General features: G+C 68.2%; 9 protein-coding genes. 3 read left to right on the plus strand and 6 right to left on the minus strand.

Annotated elements, in window-relative coordinates; all coding sequences use genetic code 11:
* Nucleotides 1-39 precede the first annotated feature (39 nt).
* On the minus strand, nt 40-2943 hold the full coding sequence (pglZ, locus tag ACIO1C_RS10530) for a BREX-2 system phosphatase PglZ (protein ID WP_401860769.1): 2904 nt from the start codon (nt 2941-2943) through the stop codon (nt 40-42).
* Nucleotides 2940-6827: a phage resistance protein gene (locus ACIO1C_RS10535; RefSeq protein WP_401860772.1), complete on the minus strand. Its 3888-nt coding sequence runs from the start codon at nt 6825-6827 to the stop codon at nt 2940-2942. The genes pglZ and ACIO1C_RS10535 overlap by 4 nt, the downstream gene beginning before the upstream one ends.
* 109 nt (nt 6828-6936) lie before the next feature.
* On the opposite strand from ACIO1C_RS10535, the gene ACIO1C_RS10540 reads away from it, so the two are divergent.
* Both ACIO1C_RS10540 and ACIO1C_RS10545 read left to right on the plus strand, forming a co-directional pair.
* Nucleotides 6937-7230 (plus strand): hypothetical protein, encoded by a 294-nt coding sequence (locus ACIO1C_RS10540; protein ID WP_401860774.1) that lies wholly within the window; start codon nt 6937-6939, stop codon nt 7228-7230.
* Between the two features lie 67 nt (nt 7231-7297).
* Nucleotides 7298-8029, plus strand: a complete 732-nt coding sequence (locus ACIO1C_RS10545; protein WP_401860776.1) for a hypothetical protein — start codon at nt 7298-7300, stop codon at nt 8027-8029.
* 130 nt (nt 8030-8159) lie between these two features.
* Here ACIO1C_RS10545 and ACIO1C_RS10550 read toward each other — a convergent pair whose 3' ends face one another.
* Together ACIO1C_RS10550 and ACIO1C_RS10555 are read right to left on the minus strand one after the other, a co-directional pair.
* Nucleotides 8160-8363 (minus strand): DUF397 domain-containing protein, encoded by a 204-nt coding sequence (locus ACIO1C_RS10550; protein ID WP_401860779.1) that lies wholly within the window; start codon nt 8361-8363, stop codon nt 8160-8162.
* A complete protein-coding gene (locus ACIO1C_RS10555) occupies nt 8360-9190 on the minus strand; it encodes a helix-turn-helix domain-containing protein (protein WP_401860782.1) in 831 nt (276 codons plus the stop codon). Before ACIO1C_RS10555 ends, ACIO1C_RS10550 begins: the two co-directional genes overlap by 4 nt.
* Nucleotides 9191-9432: 242 nt before the next feature.
* Here ACIO1C_RS10555 and ACIO1C_RS10560 point away from each other — a divergent pair, with 242 nt between their 5' ends.
* A complete protein-coding gene (locus ACIO1C_RS10560; protein ID WP_401860784.1) occupies nt 9433-9957 on the plus strand; it encodes an ATP-binding protein in 525 nt (174 codons plus the stop codon).
* Here the strand turns inward: ACIO1C_RS10560 and pglX are convergent.
* Both pglX and pglW read right to left on the minus strand, forming a co-directional pair.
* Nucleotides 9884-13504: a BREX-2 system adenine-specific DNA-methyltransferase PglX gene (gene pglX, locus ACIO1C_RS10565; RefSeq protein WP_401860787.1), complete on the minus strand. Its 3621-nt coding sequence runs from the start codon at nt 13502-13504 to the stop codon at nt 9884-9886. The genes ACIO1C_RS10560 and pglX overlap by 74 nt on opposite strands.
* Nucleotides 13501-18213, minus strand: a complete 4713-nt coding sequence (gene pglW / locus ACIO1C_RS10570; RefSeq protein WP_401860789.1) for a BREX system serine/threonine kinase PglW — start codon at nt 18211-18213, stop codon at nt 13501-13503. The genes pglX and pglW overlap by 4 nt, the downstream gene beginning before the upstream one ends.
* Between the last annotated feature and the right edge of the window lie 127 nt (nt 18214-18340).

The following is an 18340-nucleotide window of genomic DNA, read 5'->3' on the forward strand; positions in this document are numbered from 1 at the left end:
GGTGCCTCGGTGCGAACGTCAGAGGCACCCCGAGCGCTGTCAGCCCGCTCGGAGGGCGAACTGCTCGCGCAGCAATGCCTCATGGACCCGTAGGGTGCGCCCGTCCGGCAAGGTCTCCAGCACCTGTACGCCGTCGTAGTTGAGGAGCTGCCGGAGCACCGCGGCGAAGCCGTCAGCCCGCGTGGTGGGCATGCCCGCGCGCTGGGCGAGCGCGGTCACGGGCAGGGTGCCACCCGCGTCGAGCAGGGCGGCGAGGGCCTTGTGGACCTGTTCCTGTTGCGGTTTGCGCGCCAGACCCTCGAGCTGTGCCTGATACGTCTCCGAGTCGAGCAGCGCCGTCACGAGCACCTCGGTCCGGGAAACAACGACGGGCGTGAGCAAGGCGTCGTCTCCTCCGGCGGTCAGGGCCACGTCGAAGAGCGCGTCGGGCAGCGCCGCGAGCTCTGTTTGCTTCTTCCGGGGCTTTGCCGTCCCCTTCTTCGGAGCCACTCGGGCGGGTTGAGCCGAACGCTCGTCCGATGCCGATCTCCCCGCCTCCTCCGGAACCCACCAGGACGGCCGCTGGTCTCCCAACTCCCGCCACCCTTGAGGCGGTTCCGCCCCGAACGGCAGGAACGCGAGCACCGGAATGGTGAACTCGGCGAGGGAGGCCCCGCCGTGGTAGCCGGCCTTGAGCGCGGTGTAGCGGGAGTCCGCGTCCCAGAGCGCGACGATGGACGCGCCGGGCTCGGGCCAGACCACGCGCGGCCCGGAAAGGAGGATCTCGCGTTCGCCGATCGGGCCGCCACCGGGCAAGCGGTGCCGCGCGGAGGCGGGCTCGGTGGCCGCGTCGGCCCTCGTCCCGTGCCGGTCGACGACGTGGCCGTGGTCGCTGGTGACGATGACCGCCATGCCCTGAGCCGCCGCGACCCGGAGCAGGTCACGCAGGCCGGGTACGTCATCGACCCGCCAGGTACCGTCACCGAGTTTCTGTTCCTTGGCGAGGCGGTCATCGATGGCGTTGAGGACGACGGCGACATGAGTCCGGCCGTCGGTGAGCGCTTCGGTGAGGGCCGGACCGAAGGTGTCACCCGCTTCCTCGGTACGCAGGTCGTCCTTGTGGAAGACGGCGGCCGGTACCCCGCTCCACAGCTTCAGTGCAGGGAAGAGCCTCTTCTCGTCGGCCTGGGTGCCCTTCATCAGGGTGCCGGCGAAGAGCGACGTCCGGGACACGGCAGTCACCGTAGGGAGGGCTGCGGCCATCGCCCGCCGACACGGCCTGTCGACACCCAGCGGGTCGAACTCCGCCCAGGAGCGGCGTAGTTCTTCGCCGAGTTCGCTGGCTATGGCCGCACTCATGCCGTCGAGCACGAGCAGCAGCACCCGCCGCTCCTCTCCGCGCCGGACGACGGGCCCGACCACGCGGTCGAGAAATGTCTCGACGGTGAGCATTCCGCCCGGGGCACCGTCCTGTGTCCAGCCGGCCAGCAAGCGCGCGAAGGACGCGTCGATCTGGCGCCGTCGGTCCCTGGCGCGCTTGCCCAGGGTGTCGTAGGCGGCCTTGAGAACGGGGTCCGGGTCGCCGCCGGCTTCGATGTGCTCCAGCGCGAGGTCGGCCCAGCCGGTTTCGGTGATGTGCCGTTGTATGGCTTCGCCGACGTTGTCGGCATCGACGGACGGGTCGGTGCCCAGCCAGAGAGCGACGCGCTGCCCCATGCGGGCCCGTTCGATGCGTGCGGACTCGTCCGGATCAGTGGCGAGCCCGTGGTCCGCGAGGCGTCGTACGGCCTCCGCGACCGCGGCCGTGTTGCCCGCCGCAAGGGCCCGGCCGACGGCGGTAAACCGGGCTTCCAGTCCGCCACGCAGGAGGGGGCTCGCCGCGACGGCCGCGTCCGCGCCGAACTGGCGGCCCAGCACCGCGGCCCGGTCGAGCACGATTCCGCTGGTACGGCGCGCCTCACGGGCCTGGTCCGCGTCGGCGCCACCACGCCGGTGTCCGGCCGTGAGCAGCGTGCTCACGTACTCCTCGGCGAATCGTCCCAAGGTCCCTACCAGAGCATCGAGCTGTTCCCCGACAGCTGGAGGCTGGTCACCGAAGTAGCGTTCGGCGCGGCCCCGGGACTGATAAGTCTCCGGGGCAAGTTCAGCGTGCTGCCACAGAGCCGCACAGACGATGCCGAAGGCTGCGGCGTCCGAGCCGCGCTCGGCGTCCACGAGAGCGAGCAGGGCGCGCCCGGCGAGACCTGCCTGGTCCTCCTCGCCGAGAAAGGCCATCAGCCCGGCACGCTCCGGTCCCCGCAGGCCCAGCAGCCGCTCGGGAGCGCCGGGCCGGGTCGACCAGTGCAGCAGAGTCTGCGCATCGAGCCGGTCGTCGTCAGGGCGTCGCATGTCGGCCTCGGTGTCGTACCGGCCGAGCCGCAGGCGGCGCTGAGCAAGCGAGCCGAGAGCGTACTGCCTGGACAGCCAGCCGCCGGGCACAGGCGGCCAGCCACCGGGTGGGGTGGCGTCGAGCAGGGCTTCGGCGGCCCAGTTGACGTTCTTCAGACGCGGGTCGATCTGCCGGGCGCCGAATGCCTCCCGCACGACGTCCCAGCTGTCGACCATGTCCACGTGTTTCTTGTGGACGCGGGCCGTGATCGCGGGGTCGAGTTCGTTCTGCTCACGATCGGTGAGGACTACCAGTACGGCGGGGCCGGGGCGTCGGCCCGCCAGGTGATCCAGGACGAGTTCGTGGACGGCGAGCGGTGAGGGAGCCACCGCGACGCCGGCCGTCCGATCCTCGTCCCACGCGGGTTCGGCGGGTCCGTCCCACTGGGGCGCGGACCGCAGCAGCACGACCCGGCGCCTGCCCCCGCCGTCTCCGGTCAGTGACGCGGCGAGGGAGGACTGCGAGGACAGGTACTGGGTGACGGTCGCGGTGTTCAGCCGTACGGCGCCCGGGGCGACTGCGACGGTCTCCGTCATTCGACGACCTTCCAGGTGATCTCGATCGTCGCGTCGGGATGGCGGGAGGCCAGTTCGGACAGTTCGGCCTGGAGATCGGCGGCGGCGCGTGCCACGGTCGTACGGCGGCCACCAGCCGTTCGCGCGGAGCCGCTTCCGGGGGCGATCGGCGTGGGTGTCGCCGGCGGGGTGTAAGCGATGCGCGGGTCGCTGGTCGGTGTGTTCAGGGACAGGTCGTCGGCCGTCGGCTGCGGAGCCACGGGCGCGGGCGCGGGCGGCGAGATGGTGGCGGCCTGGCTGCGCTTCACCAGGGCGACGACCTCGCGTTGGGTACGGGTCAGGGCGTCGCGCAGGTCCGCGGTGCGCTGGTCGTCGCGGGCCACGTTCCGCAGCGAGTCGAGCAGTGCCGCACCCTCGGGGCCGAGCCCGGCGGCGAGTTCGAGGGTGCTCCAGGGCGCGGACGCGACCGCCTCCGCGACGCCGCGGGCCTGCTTGATGGAGGTACCGTACCGGTCCGCACTGGTCTCGCCGAGATCGAAGGAGGCGAGTGCCTCCACGGTTTTCTTCGCTCCGGCCGCGCCCTTGCCTGCCTCCGCAGTGAGCGCGTCCAGCAGTTGCAGGGAGCGGCGGGCGAGCGCGAGCCGTCCCGTGTCGGCGGTCTGGTTCAGGCCGAGGAAGGACGCGCGGGCCTCCAACTGGTGCACCAGGTCGGCCGCGTAGTCCCGGTGGGCACGTGCGGCCTCGATGATCTGGCGGGCGAACTGGTTGACCATCCGGCCGCGCCGCAGGCCAGGAGCCTTCTGTCCGAAGATCGTCTCGAAGCGCTGCCGCGCGCTGTCCCAGTCGGATTCAGCGGGAAGCGGCTGACTGCGCAGCGCGTCATGGTCCTTGATCGCGGACAGTTCGGGCGCGGGATCGAGTACGGCGCCGCCGCGCACCCACACCCGGTCGTCCATCTCGGCGAACGCGGCAACGACGAGCCGGGTGAGAAAGTCGGGCAAGCCTCGAGGGTCGGGCTTGTCCGTCCAGTCGGTCAGGGTGATCAGGGACAGATCCCCGGCGACGCCCTGGGCGCTGGCGAGCTGGCGGAAGTGGTCGGCCCAGTAGCGGGACAGTTCGAAGTACGCCTCTTTCTGCTGCCCGAGACGCAGGGGCCCGGCGATCCGCTGCATCAGCTTACGGTCGGCAGCCGGGATCTCCACCCGCCCGTCCCGCGCTTCGGCGGCGGCACGCAGGTGGGTGAACACCTTGCGGGTGTCGGCGGATTTGACGGCGGTGCCGGTGGCATCGGGGTCGAGGTCGGGGTGAGCCGGGTACTGGTGGGCGAGCAGCTTGCCCGCAACGTGCCGGATGCCGTCGTACAGGCTCTGCCCGAACGACAGGGTGAGGCCGTCAACATCGGGCAGCGGGACCAAGTGGTCGTCGAAGTCGGGCACAACATCGGCGGTCTGCTTCTGGGCGAGCCCGTAAGCCTGTTTGAAAGCGCCCTTGACCTGCTTGAGCAGCGCCTCGCGCTGGGTGGCGAGAAGGCCCTTGGCGCGGCTGCGGTTGTCGGCGTTGAGGTGGCCCGCGTACTGGGTGTCGAAGCGGTGCTCGTCGGCGAGCGCCTTGTCAATGACAACAAGACGCCGGAAGTCGGCGAAGCGCTGTGCGGACAGATGGGCGGGCAGCCAGGCGACGACACGGGACCGCTCGCCCTGCTGGCGCTCGCGCAGCCGCCGGATGCGGTTGGCGTCGTCGACCGGGCCCCACTCGCCTTCGTCGAAAGGAAGGTCTATCGCGATACGCCAGCGGCCCTCCTCTTGCGGCATCAAGTCGTGGTCGGGCAGCTCGTCCTCGTCGACGACGTTCCCGAACACGATCTCGGCGGTGCGGGAGGTACCGCGCCACACGAAGCCGAGCTGATCGCTCAACTGTCCTTGTTCGACGCCGAGTTCCTCCGAGAGCAGACGCCGGGCGAGGGCGACCCGGTTGCCGGGGTTGTCGTTGACCTGGGCGTTGGCGATGACGGAGTCCACGTCGACGCCGGACAGCTCCAGCCGTACGCCGGGGTTGGCGTCGGTACCGGTCTCCTTGATCTCGGGAAACCTGGCGGCCCACTCCGCCACTTTGTTCTTGATGATGCCGACCTCGGCCCCCGGGATGGGCGCGAGGACCGACCCGTGGTTGAGGGCGCCGAGCCGCCGGATGGTCAGCTCCGCGAGGGAGGGCACGCTGGGCGCGAGCGCGGACAGCAGCAAGGTGCACACGAGCCGGTTGTCGCCGATGAACATGCGGCAGCGGTTGGCACGCTGCGGGTCGGTGACGGCCTCGGGCCGGTTGACGTACTGCTCGACGTCGTCCTCGGTGATGTCGTACGAGCTGAGGAGGTAGGGCCGGAGCTTGGTCTTGTACAGCTTGTCGGCGGCCTCGAAGACCACCTTGAGGCTGTCGGTGAACGGCTTGTCGCCACCCTTCGCGATCACCGGGTAGAGGTCGCCGACCGGGACGAGCTGACCGAGGCGGATCTCGTTGCGATGGGCGGCGAGAAGTTCGCCCATCAGCTTCAGACCGGTACGGGAACGCTGCAACGCGGACGAGATGTGGACAAGGGTGTCCATGAACGCCGGCGAGAACGGGTACGTCAGCCGGAACGACTCCGCGTCCGCTCCGGTCGTACCCTTCTCCGAGCCGAGGAGCGTGTCCCAGACCTGGGTGCCGACCCGCTTGGTCTGCTCGAAGGCCGCCTCGACGAGCCGTTCCGCCTCGGCGTCCTTCGGTTTGAGGATGCGCGCGTGAGCGATCTGCGGGAGGTTGCGGTCCTCCAGGGTGATCTTGTCGAACCGGCCGGAGGCGAGGTTCAAGGTGTCCTGGATGGAGGCTTCCGCCGCGCCGGACACCTCCTCGCCGACCAGTTCGCGCAGATCGCGCTGGCGGGCGATGAACGACACGACGGGGATGGCACGCCGGGCGTCCCCGCCCTCCACGAAGTTCGTGATCTTGCTGGCCTCGCGGGCGACGAACTTCTGCTCGTGGATGAGGGTGGCGAGCCAGAGGATCAGCTCGTCCAGGAACAGGATCAGTCCGTCGTAGCCGAGCGATTTGGCGTGCTCGGCGATGACGGAAAGGCCGGCGTCCAGGGAGATGAAGCCGTGCTCGTTCTCGGCGGCGTTCCTGGCGAAGCCGGGGAAAAGGTTGGTGCCGGCGTCGTTGACCAGCTTGGCGCGCAGTTCGACCGGGGTGGAGGGGTTGAGGAGGTCGAGGGGTGTGCCCCCTTCATGGTTCTCCTCGGCGGCGAGGGCGGTGTCGAGGAGCTGTGGGGTCCAGGCGAACCCCTCGCCCCACTCGTCCGTCTCTCCGTCGCCGCCGCCCAGGCCACGGATGACCGCCTCGTCACCGTAGGTGGCACGGTTGGCACGGATGTCGGCGAAGAGGGAGTCAGTCCGGTACACCTGCGGGGTCGGGGCGTCCGGGTGCAACTTCTTGACGTGCGTGACGTACCCGCCGAGCACCCGCTGTTCCAGCGCCTTCGCGCCGAGCATGTGGTACGGCACGAGCAGGAACTTCTTGCCGTCCGTGGTCAGCCACTCGTGCTTGGTCAGCACGGGGTCGAACTCGGTGCGGGCACGAGCAGCCGGGTCGCCGCTGAGCAGCGCGTACAGCACCGCCATGAAATGGGACTTACCGGAACCGAACGAGCCGTGCAGGTAGGCCGCCTTGGAGCGATGCCCGTCGAGCGAGGATTTGATCAGCGCCAGCGCCTCGTCGAAGTTCTCCAGCAGCCGCTCGGTGACGACGTAGTTCTTGAGCGCGTTCTGCGCGCCCTCGGGTGTCGTCGCCTCGGCCAGGGACAGGACGAAGTCCGAGGTGGAGATGTTCTCCTTGATGTCGATGACATCGCGGAGGAGGGGCTGCTGCTGGACCATTACCGGTCACGCTCTCCATCTGGCGGCTCCCGCCGCCGCTCGTACTCGATCATGTGGGATGTCTGTCGTTCGCCGGCCGGCCGATCCACCGCTCGACATGGTCGACGGTATGACAACCCAGAAGTGCAATGTGTCGCTTCCCGAGCAGCTCACCGAGATCGTCCCGGCCGAGGTCGAGACCGAACGTCGCGACCTGGAGCGGCGGTCCGATCCGTCGCCTGCGCCGCCGGTCCAGATCGTAGGGGTGAATCCGGAAATAGGGGTAGGCGACGACACCCACCAAGGTGCCAATCCTAGGGATGCTCGAGGGCCGACGATCGCCGGACGACCGTTCTTGCCGCATCGCGCGGAGACCGTCTGCATCCGTCGTACATGCCTCCTCGAGTTGCGTTGGTTCGGCTGACGCGAGGTCCGCTCGGCTGATTGAGTGGCACCTTCAGTTGGCACGTGACGACCTGGGGGGCCACGGCATGGCGACAGATGCCCACGACGGACCGGATCCGGAAGCATCCGGACGTGGACAGCGAGTCCTGGACCTCCTGGACAAAGCCATCGACCTCCAGACTCCGTTGGTACGCAAGAACATCGCCCGGGCCCGCCAGCGCAACCCGGAGGCGACACCAGCACACGTGATCCGCAACCTGGAGCGGATGTACGTCAGCGCCCTGAGCGGCACAGGCGCCGCGGTGGGAGCGACGGCCGCCGCGCCCGGCGTCGGCACGGGAGTCGCACTGGCGCTGTCGGCGGGTGAGACCCTCTCGTCTCTTGAGTTGAGCGCCCTCTTCGCGCTTTCGGTCGCCGAAGTCCACGCGATCCCCATCGACGAGGTCGAGCGCCGCAGGACGATCGTGATGGGAATCATGCTCGGCGGGTCCGGCTCCGCTACCATCACCAAGGTCGCCGAGCGCACGGGACAGCACTGGGGACGCCAGGTGGTCGCCAAGGTGCCGGTCGAGACGTTGCGCCAGATCAACAAGATCCTGGGGAAGAACTTCATCACGAAGTACGGGACCAAGCAGGGAATCATCGTGCTCGGCCGCGTGGCACCGTTCGGGATCGGCGCGGTGATCGGCGGCGGCGCCAACGCCGCGCTCGCCGCTCTGGCGGTACGCGCCGGGCGTCGCGCGTTCGGCCCGGCGCCGACGTCGTGGCCAGGGGTGGCGGGCGACACGTCGCCCACGTTCGAGGAGTCACGAGGCTGACCGTCGCTGCGACCGCCGGCGCCGAGTGCCCTGACGGGCCCGAGGGCTTACGGGCGCAGGCGCCGCTCCGGCCTCGGAGCGGCGTCGGCCCGTCGCAGCATTGCGACCGGAACGAAAACGCCTGCTCCTGTCAAAGCGCTGCAAACTTGACAAATGTGGTCCACGCCACGGGTTGTACGGCCAGTGCGGTACGGGTTTTGTCCTTCGAGTCGCGGACCTGGACCCTGGCAGGGCGGACCGCGACCTCGACGCATTCGCCACCCGAGCCTGTGCTGTAACTGCTCTTGAACCAGGCCGACTCAGGTACCAGCTCTATGCGCTGTTGGGCGTTCATCTCTCTCCAAGCAACTTCTCGATGAGGGCCAGCGACTCACGCGGAGTGAGGGCCTGGGCCCGAAGGATGCCGTACTGCTCTTCGATCTCCCGCACCTGCCTCCGCTCCGTGTAGAGACGGCTGTCCTTGTACGACTCCACGTAAGCGATCCTCTGCCCTTCGTGCGTCTCGATCAAGGTGAAGGGGCCTTCCAACCCAGCATGCTCGTCGCGCTCGATCGGCATCACCTGGATTTCCACGTTGCGCCGGTGCCCGTGCAACAGAATCTCCTCCAACTGGCCCTGCATCGTCGCCCATCCACCGAGTGGTCGCCGCAGAACGAACTCCTCAATGACGAAGCTGATGGTCGGCAACTGAGTCCGGGAGAAAACTTCCTGGCGTGCCAGGCGAGCCGCTACCCGCTGGTTGATGGTCTCCCCGTCCAGGAGGGGACGCCACATCGAGAACACTGCTCGCGCGTACCCTTCCGTCTGCAAGAGTCCTGGCACTGCCTTGGTCGCATACACATGCAGGGCCACCGCCTTGGCCTCCAACCGCGCCGCGTCGCGGAAGAACGCCGGGTACTGAGCCCGAGCCACCTCCTCCTTGCTCGCACTCAACACTCCACCCGCCTCCAGCACTTCATCGACGCGGTCGATGAACTTCGGCGGCGGAATGCGTCTCCCCTGCTCGAACGCCGCGATCGTCGAGGCCGAGTACCCGGTCAACGATCCGAGCCCCGCGCGGTCCATCCCCGCGCGCTCCCGTAACAACTTCAACTGCCGCCCAAACAGGCAAAGAATGCCCGTCCCAAACTCATCGTCCGCCTGCTGAACCTCGTCGTCCATGCCGCAGCGCCTCCCGTAAAACCATCACAGCCACCCGACCCCGCCCGCCCAACGCGCAGCTCTGAAGGCGGTCACGCCCGACACCGCACACAACCGCACCGCCCGCGCATACAACCCGCACCCGTCAGCACGTCACTCCTGTTCAACGCTACGCACAGTCCGGAACTGTTGACCGCATGAAGTCGACAACTCCCTCGAACGGGCATATGCCACAGCACCCGGCGCCAGAATGCGAGTTCACCATGCGCTTCACCTCGACACCACGCGGTGCCCGCCTCGCCCGTCGACTCGTCTCGCACCGGTTGGACGACTGGGGCCACCCGTACACCACCCCGCCGAACGAGACGCTCACTCTCATCACGGCCGAACTCACGGCAAACGCCGTGCGCCACGGCCATGTTCCTGGCAGGGACTTCCACCTCCACCTCACCCTGGCCGGGAACACCCTCCGCATCGAGGTGACGGACACCCGTACCGAGAAGCAACCGCCGTCCACTCCCCCGGCCCCCGAGGCCACATCCGAGTCCGGCCGCGGCCTGCTCCTCGTCGCCGCCCTCGCGGACAACTGGGGCGTCAGCCCCCGCCGGGCCGCGCCAGGCAAGACGGTATGGGCAGAGCTGCGCGTGCCGACGCAGGGCCACCCACTCACGAACCGGGTGGCCTCTGAACCGACAGACCTGGATCTACTCCTGGCTACTGCTTCATTGCTGCGCGACGACCTCGGGTCGCGGCTGCCGGACGCCAGGCACGGAGGTCGTCATCGGTGAGTCCGTGCTCGCCCTGTTTCTGCTGGCGGTAACCGGCGAAGAAGTCCGCCGGGGAGCCGCTGTAGAGCATGTCGAACTCGTTGTGCCACTGGGACAACCACGGCTGGAGTTCGAGCAGGCCAGCGAGGAACGGCGTGATCTCCTCGGCGGAAAGAGCGGTGTTGGTGAAGTAAGTGGCAAGGGCCTGCGCCTGCTCCCGCTGATCCCAGCCGGCCCACCCGAACAGCTCGGGGGTGGCGGCGTTGGTCTGCCCGTAGGAGATGAACCGCTCCTTGGGCACGTCAAGCTTGCCGCGCGCCTTCCAGTAGGAGACACGAAGGAAGTCGGCCGAGGTGTACTTCGGCGGTACTGGGATGGAGTCCCGGATCTTCCGCTTGGCGGGCTCGTCGGGCTCGGCGTCCTCCTTGCGCTGAAGGTCCCACACCTCTTCCCAGTCGGCCCGCTTCTTCAGCCCGGCAGGCTTGTAGCGCAGGGCGGAAAGGAATGGCACATGCTCGTTGGTGACCAGCTCGGCGACGACCTTCGCGAGTTCCTCGCGGGGCGCGTAGAGCTTGGCAACGGAGACGAAGTCCTCGTCACGGGAGAGTGCGTCGGTGAGACGAGCAAGGGTGAGAACAGTCGGCTGGTCATTCTCGTCGAACCAGTGGTCCCGGTTCTCCATCCGTTCAAGCAACCAGGAGCGCAGGGCCTTCTCCTGGAGCACGTCCCACCCCTCCGTCTTCCAGCGGCGCTTGTTCTCCGGCCGCTCCAACGTCCGGATCGCCCGGGACTTCTCCATGGCAGCAATCCGCCTGCCTACGACTTCCTTGTAAGGCTCAGGCCAGTGAGCCGGGATTTCCGTGATCGGGGTTGAGCCGTGACGCTCAAACCACTCTGTCCGCACCTCACCGCGTTCCACAGACCGAGCAAGCACGATCTCGAAGGCCCGCTCCCCAAGGGAGAGTTCGGGCACGGACTCCTCAGGGGCGCAAAGATCCTCGCCATTCAGGGAGTACAGATAATAGACCTGCCAATCCAGCTCCTCCTGCAAGGCAATCATCCGGCCGCGGAGGGCCGTCCAGCGAGTCTTCGCCTCCCGGAGGACGGAAGCAGTGGGAATTTCTCCCTTGACGAGCGCCAAAGGGGAAGTGGCGGCGAGCTGTTGGGCAGCGGCATCGAGGTTGGCACTGAGCACCGTGGGATAGTTATCTGGGAGAGGAAACTCCTGGAGCTTAGTTCCAGTGAACTCGAACGAGTTCTTCCATGCCTCACTCCCCATGGCTGAGTATCCGGCGTCGACACGAGCACCGCCGCCCTCACCCTTGTTATGAGACACCTGCTGAAGCCAGAAACAGGCCGTAGAGCTGTTGAGCAACCCTAGCAACCGCAGATATTCCTCCTCGCTCGCCCCCTCTCGCAACTTGATCACTGGCGCATGGCGGTTGAAGGCTTTCCCGCCCCGATCAAGAACGAAGTGCGCATGAGTGGCCACCGCCGGAAACGTGATGGAGAGCGACGAACGATGCCGCTCAGCAAATAGCATGCCGAGGTCGAACCAGCGCAACCCACGGTCTTCCGGCACTCGGCCGAAATAGAGCCTCTTTCGCAGACGGGTCCGGTACACCCAGAAATGATTCATCGCCTCAGCGCCGAGCTCGCGGCGACTCCCGTCCCATGAGCTAGGCATCAGAACCAGATCCCGGGATGAGATGGAGTAGTCACGCACCTCATCACCCGTCACGAAGGTGACCGAGCATTCCGTCAAGTTCTTGCGTGACATAAACGAATAAGGTGCCAGATAAGCATCGTCTTCCAAAGTCAGCACCGTCATGCCGATGACGGAAACGAAATCTGACAAAGTCTTGGATGCAGAAACGGCGATTCTGTCTACCATCTCCAGGCCGCCGTCAGTAAGAATCCACGGCTGCGAGCTAAAGTACTCGTAACGCGAAAGATCGCCCACAGACACCCACTGGCTCACCGAGCCAGGCTTGTCGATCTGCTCGACGATTGCCTGCCAGACCACGCCCTTCGCGGGGTCGTCCGGCGCAGATGGCTCACCCTGCACACTGCGAACAGTCCGAATGAGGGGCGATCGCCCATCGCCTCCTCGCTGCCTGCCCACGAGAATGACCGTTGGTGTCCCGTGCCCTGGAATGTAGGCGCCCGAAGTGTCAATAACCTCGGTCAACTCCACGGCGTGCCCGAAGTAGCCTTCGATGAGCTGAGTCCCGAACTCCCGCTTCATAAATGAGTTCGCGGTGATCTGGCCGACCATGCCGTAGCCACGCCCCTCAGCATCCCCCCGCTTGGCCAGCTCGAAGAACCGTTGGGCAAACGGCACCGATAGCGCATACTTTCCGGCGCACGCCGGATAAAGTTCCCGGTAAAGCGAATTGAGCGTCTTATCCTTCACCGTGATGTACGGCGGGTTCCCCACCACCACGTGATATCGACCGGGCCGCAAAATTTCCTGGTATTCGTGGATGTCTTCCGTGGCGTACTTGAACTCGGCCAACTCGTCCACGAGACCGGTGTCCAGCTCGCCGAACAGGTTCTCTTGCTGAATACGACGCGCCTTGATCAACGAGTCCCCAACCGCCAGGTGTAGCGGCCACTCGTACTTCGCCGCCTCCGCCAGCGTCCTCACACCCCCCGCAGCCATCGCAGCAACCAGCAACCGGAAGCGTGCAATAGCCACCGCGAACGGATTGACGTCCACGCCGTGCACCGACTTCAGCGCTGCCGCTACCCGCTCATGAACATCCCGCCCCGGCTGCCCCTCCCCCCACAACCGCACCAACCGCCGGAACGCCCCCAGCACAAAGTGCCCCGACCCGCACGTAGGGTCGATCATCTTCAGGCCCTCGTACCCGAACTCCCGCACCGCCGGGTTCATCGTCCGGTCGAGGATGAACTCCTCCACGAACTCCGGCGTCTGCAGCAGCGCATACGTCTTCCGCGCCAGCTCGCTCAGGTCCTGGTACAGGTCACCAAGGAACCTGGTGTCCCAGCCCTCCGTACCATCCTCGTTCAGCGGGTCGGTGAAGTCGTGGACGAGCACGCCCGCCTCATCCCTCCCGCGCCAGAACTCGACCAAGTCCCGCGCACCGTCATGCGAGATCGGGACCTGATACAGCGGGTTGTGCCGCTTGTCGAAGAGAAGGCGGCCCGCCTGGCCCTGGCCCAGTTCCTCGAACGCCTTTTCCAGCCACCCCCGGTACGTCGGGTCATCGTCCGACTCCACGTACGCGTCGTACCGCGCCTCCGCCAGCTCCCGCCGGTCCCCGTCCGCCCCCGCCAGATACGGCTCCGGGATCAACCGGTTATCCTCGCAGAACCGTACGAACACAGTCCCCAGCACCCACGCCACCGCGACCTGCGTGACCCGTTCGTCCAGCCACGAGGTCCACGTCGCCGCCGTACGGCCGAGTTTGCGCGCCTGGTCGTACTCGGCCCTCAGGCGCGCGCCGACATCCCCCAGCGCCTTCACCTGTCGACCAAGGTCGGTCTCGACCGCCTTGACCTGCTGCTTCAGGTCGTTCAACAGAGCCTTGCGGTCGATCACTTCGTGTCTCCCTCGACAGCGGCAGCGGCAGTCGCCGCAACCTCGCCGGACCCGCGATGGGCGTTGCCCACCCACGTGTCCGGAAGCTGAATCCACTCCCCCAGGCCGGCCTGGTACGGCACGGCCACCTGCCCGAGCCGGGGCTCGCGCGAGGGGTCGGCCTGCGGGACCAGGAGCCACAGCCCCCGGCCGCCGTGCCTGGCCACCGAAGCCAGCCGGTCCAGGACGCCCATCGCGTCGTAGCGCGCGAACACCCCGGCCTCGGTCAGTAGGACAGGGCCGACAGGACCTGCCCCGCCGGCGCCACCAGTACCCAGCAGCTCTGCGATCCGGGGCTCCACCGCGCCCCATGCCGTCCGCGCGTACTCCGCGAACCGCACCGCCCCCTTCGAGCCCGGCTCGGCAACGTCCGCCTTCAGCAGGGTCTCCCAGGTGGGCTTGGTGCCCGGCGTGACCTGCGCGTGCAGGGCCTCCAGGAACAGCTCGGTCACCGAGACCGCATCCGTGCCCAGGCGCCCGGCGCCCAGTTCCCGCACCGCGTCCCGCACCAGCTGCTGCCGTACGGTCAGCACCCGGTACCCATCCCGGCGGGCCGACGCGAGGAGCCGTTCCTCCGCGCGCACCGCGCCCGCGAGCTGCGGGTCGTCGGCGTACCGCGTCACCACACCCAGCCGCGTCGACTGTCGCCACGCACCTGTCGTGAGGTAGCTCGACACGTCGTCCACCCGCGTCGGCAGGTAGCGCAGTACGCCTTCGCGTTCGTGCATGTTCAGCGACAGTTCGAAGCCGGCCTCGCGCAACGCCTTGGTGAGTGGGCCGCCCGTCGGCAGTTCGTGGTGCGTGCCGCCACGCCCGTCAGGAACGACCATCTCCGGGAAGCGCGCACGGACCCTCTCGTGCACGGCCTCGCCGGTCAAGCCCGGCTGCTGCCCCTCCGGCATACCCGGAATCCAGCGGGTGAGCCCCGCCTGCGTGAGGCGCAACGCCCTGACCAGGGGCAAGTCCCGCGGGTAGATCTCCAGACGCGGGGTGGCAGCGGCGTTCACGGATGCCGCAGCCGCCAGCTCCACCATGCGCCGCTCGTCCCAGTCCACAGTGCCTGGTGGCACCGTCAGGGCTCCCAGCTCGGCCAGAACGGTCGCTGCCGTCGGCAGGGTGTCCAGCCTTGCGAGCCGGTCGGCCGTCTTGCCGAGACGGGTCGCGTACTCCAGCAGGCCGGGGGCGGTCGGGGTGTCCGGGCCGTCGTTCTCCCGTACGTCGAGGGCCAGCAGACCGGCGCCCAGGGACTCGTCCGTCGCCTTGCGGTTCGGCTGGTGCTGGAACTCGGCCTCTTGCGGCGCCAGTTGTTCCACCTCGACCACGGCCCGTACAGCGGCCAGCGCCATTGCCCGCCGCTGCTCGCGCCCCGCAAGATGCGTGCCGCGCCGGACCGCCAGGGCGTCCGCGATCTCCACCGCCGAAGCCACGCGCCCCATACCGACCAGCAGATCAATAATCTCCTCGCGCAGTGCCTGGACTGCGGGCTCCGCCTTCCAGCGCTTGCGCTCGTCCTTGAGCATCTGAGGGATACGGCCGTGGCTCAGCGCGAGGGCGTCCGCGACGTCCTTCTGCTTCGGCCAGACCCCGATGTCGGGCAGCACACCGTGCTCGTCAGGCAGGCGCAGCAACAGCCGTACCATCTCCGCCTTGTTGCGGTTGGAGCCGTTGTTGTTGACGGCGGGCACAAAGACGGTGGCGAGCGTGTCCAGGCTGACGGAGCGCAGCATGCGAGGGGACAGCGCTCCCGCCGAGGCCCCCGTGGCGAGTTCACCGACGAGAGCTGACTCGACAGCGGTGAGCTGCTCCAGCTCCTCCTTGGCCTCCGCGCGGCCCTGAGGCGTGAGCGGCGAGACGGGGAGTTCGCGCAGCCGCTCGCCCCATTCTCGCTGACGCTGCTGGACCTCGTTGCGGGTCTTCGCTCCCAGGCCGGGGGCGTTGACAAGCTTGCGGCGGCTGTAGTCGAGCAGTTCGCCGACCGTCGTGATGCCCAGGCCGTACAGAAAGGACTGGGCGGCGGGCGTGAGGCCGGAGACGGTCAGCGGGGTGTCTCGATTGACCTCGGCGGCCAGGCGGTCGCGTTGCTGCTCGGTGGTCTCCGGCTCAACAGCGGCGATCACCGCTGCGGCGGCACCCTCGGCGAGCGTCCCCTCGGCCGTGGTCGCGGCGGCCGGGTGGCGGGAACGGTGGCTGGACGGGACGGTCCGCGAGGCGTCGAGGAAGACCTTGCGCCAGGCGTCCCGCAGCGGCTTCAGCTCGGGGAACCGCCGGCCCGCGTCGCGATGCAGGGCTTTCTGGAAGAAAGCGACGAGACCGTCCCGGACGGCCGGATCGAAAGCTTCGGCCGCGATGGTCGGGTACGGCCACTCCTTCGGGTCGGTCATACGTGGCAGGACACTGCCGTCGCCCCACTTGGGCAGCTCGCCGGAGGCCATCTGGTGCAGGGTGACGGCGACGGCGTACCGCTCGGCGTGCGAGTCGTACGAGCCTCGGGTGATGACGTCGACGAAGGGGTCGAGGTAGCCGTCGGTGCCCGCGTTGGTGCTCTTCGCCGGGTAGCCGGCGAGGGAGAAGTCGATGAGGACGAGTTCGCGAGTGCGGTTGGGGCGGATGCGGATAGCGATGTTGTCGGGCTTGATGTCGCGGTGCCAGACGCCCTCGCCCTCCAGGAAGTCGACGGCTCCGAAGAGGTAGTCGCCGTACGCCTCCAGCTGATCGACCTGGAGGCGGCCGTTGTCGCGCAGTTGGCGGGCGACGGTCTCCTCGCGGCGGCGGGGGCGACCGCCGCCCTCGGTGCCCTGTCCGTTGTCGTCGCGCTCGTCTCCGACGTACTCCAGTGCCAGAACGGTTCGGCCGCCGATGTGCAACGGCTCGGGTTCGATGAGACGGATGATGCCGGAGTGAGGGCGCAGGCGTCCCATGGCCTCGGCCTCGCGGGCGAGGATCTCGCTTCGGCTGTCGGAGAGGGCGACCTTCAGGACGGCCAGCGGGCGGGTCCTGCGGGCCTCGGCCTGAAGGTCACGGACGAGGAAGGCGCGACTGGTCGAGCCGGTGCCGAGGCGGCGGCGGATCTCCCACCGGCCCGCGAACGTGTCGCCGGCGACGGCCTCCAGGGGATCCTTGTCGGCTGCGAGCGGGTCGTCCTCGTCGTTCGGCCCCTCCGTAGTGGTGGCTGCCGCGGCCGGAGCGGTGAGGGAGTCCTCGACAACCTCCAGCAGCTCCAGGAACTCGTCCACGCTGGAGAGTCGCTGACCCGGCCGGTAGGCGGTGGCTGCCTGCACCAGTTCGTCCACGTCCTCCGACAGGCCGTCCACCAGGGAGCTGGGGCGCAGGCCCTCCCCCGCCTCCAGCCGGGCCAGCAGCTCGGCCTGGCTGGCCGCCGGGGCCTTTCCGGTGACCAGCAGGTAGGTGAGGACGCCGAGACCGTACACGTCGAGGTGGACCGGGTCGGGATTGAGCGCGGTGAGTTCGGGGGCGAGGTAGGCATCGGCGTCATCCGCCACGTGCTGGGCGGACAGCGCGGTCGGTGCGAAGCGGGTCATGCCCTGGCCCTGGGAGGAGTCGCCGCTGCGCTGAGTGGCGATCTGCCAGTCGGAGATATGGAGTTGCGGGGTGAGCCAAGCGGCTTCCTCCCCCACAGCCCGGCCCTTCCGGCCGCGCGGGCGGGGGACCACCAGCACGGAGCGTGCTGCCAGCGCCCGGTGGTGGATGCGGCTGGAGTGCGCGGAGCGCATGGTCTCGGCAAGCTGGCGGACCAGCGCCATCCGCCCGAGGATGTCCAGTTTCTCGCCGTACTGGACCAGGTACTCGTCCAGCTTCAGGGTGTCCGGGTGGTAATCGAAGATCAAGGCGGGGCCGGCCGCGTGCCCGGACGGGAAGTACTGCTTGAGTTCGACCACACCCGGGTGCTTGAAACGACCCAGCACCGCGGCTTCGCGCCGGGCGGCGTTTTCGACGGACTGGCGCAGAGAGGCGTCAGAGCCGCGCTCGCTCAGGTAGATACGGACGCGGGCGGCCTCGGGGAGGTCGCTGTGACGGGCGAGATAGTCCGCCCACGTGGGACCGGAGTCGAAGGACTTCCGCTCCAACTCGTACGGACCGACTTTGTACTGCGCGTCGCTCTTGCGGATGCCGATGGTCTTGAGGGCCGCCTCGATCTCCCGCGAACCGATCGCGGTGATACGGCGCCGCTCGTCACGTGGGGGCTGCTTGAGCGTCTCGACCAGCTGGTGGACGGTGTGGACGCCGTTCTGGTCGTGGGCGGGCAGGCGTACCCGAAGGCTGTTGTCCGTGAAGCAGACGGCCTCCGCGACCCAGACCCGCCTGCCCCCGGACAGCGCGAGCAGGCCGGCGAGTTCCTTGGCCTTGCGGTTGACCAGGTGCAGCGGATTGCCGTGCGTCCGACGACGGCCACCGGGCGTGGTTTGCACCCAAGTGCCGTTCTCAGAGGTGACCGAGCCGTGCCAGTCCTTCAGCTCGATCATGCAGACGCCGCCGGGGGCGACGACCAGCAGGTCTACTTCACGGACGTGGCCGGTGTTCGCGGTGAAAGTGAAGTTCGACCAGGCGCGCCATGGGTCGGAGTCCGGGAGCTTCTCCCGGATCGCCTCCAGGCCGCGGCGTTCGTGATCGAACTCGGACTCGGTGACCGTGACCCACCGGCCTTCCCGCATGCCTCTTCCCCGCTCCTCGTGTCCCGCAAGGGCGACCGTTCCCCGTAGCCCGATCCCCTGACACAGATCCTAGTGGCTGGTCGTGTCCTGAAGCCGGTCCTTGTCCGGTGCCTCTGCCTCCTGCACC

Source organism: Streptomyces sp. NPDC087420, assembly GCF_044744165.1.
GTDB lineage: Bacteria > Actinomycetota > Actinomycetes > Streptomycetales > Streptomycetaceae > Streptomyces.

What these genes read in the sequence shown, in the direction of transcription:
- ACIO1C_RS10535 (WP_401860772.1), bottom strand. Translation starts at nt 6,827, where the DNA reads ATGGTCCAGCAGCAGCCCCTCCTCCGCGATGTCATCGACATCAAGGAG.
- ACIO1C_RS10560 (WP_401860784.1), top strand. Translation starts at nt 9,433, where the DNA reads ATGCGCTTCACCTCGACACCACGCGGTGCCCGCCTCGCCCGTCGACTC.
- ACIO1C_RS10545 (WP_401860776.1), top strand. Translation starts at nt 7,298, where the DNA reads ATGGCGACAGATGCCCACGACGGACCGGATCCGGAAGCATCCGGACGT.
- pglZ (WP_401860769.1), bottom strand. Translation starts at nt 2,943, where the DNA reads ATGACGGAGACCGTCGCAGTCGCCCCGGGCGCCGTACGGCTGAACACC.
- ACIO1C_RS10555 (WP_401860782.1), bottom strand. Translation starts at nt 9,190, where the DNA reads ATGGACGACGAGGTTCAGCAGGCGGACGATGAGTTTGGGACGGGCATT.
- ACIO1C_RS10540 (WP_401860774.1), top strand. Translation starts at nt 6,937, where the DNA reads ATGACAACCCAGAAGTGCAATGTGTCGCTTCCCGAGCAGCTCACCGAG.
- pglW (WP_401860789.1), bottom strand. Translation starts at nt 18,213, where the DNA reads ATGCGGGAAGGCCGGTGGGTCACGGTCACCGAGTCCGAGTTCGATCAC.
- ACIO1C_RS10550 (WP_401860779.1), bottom strand. Translation starts at nt 8,363, where the DNA reads ATGAACGCCCAACAGCGCATAGAGCTGGTACCTGAGTCGGCCTGGTTC.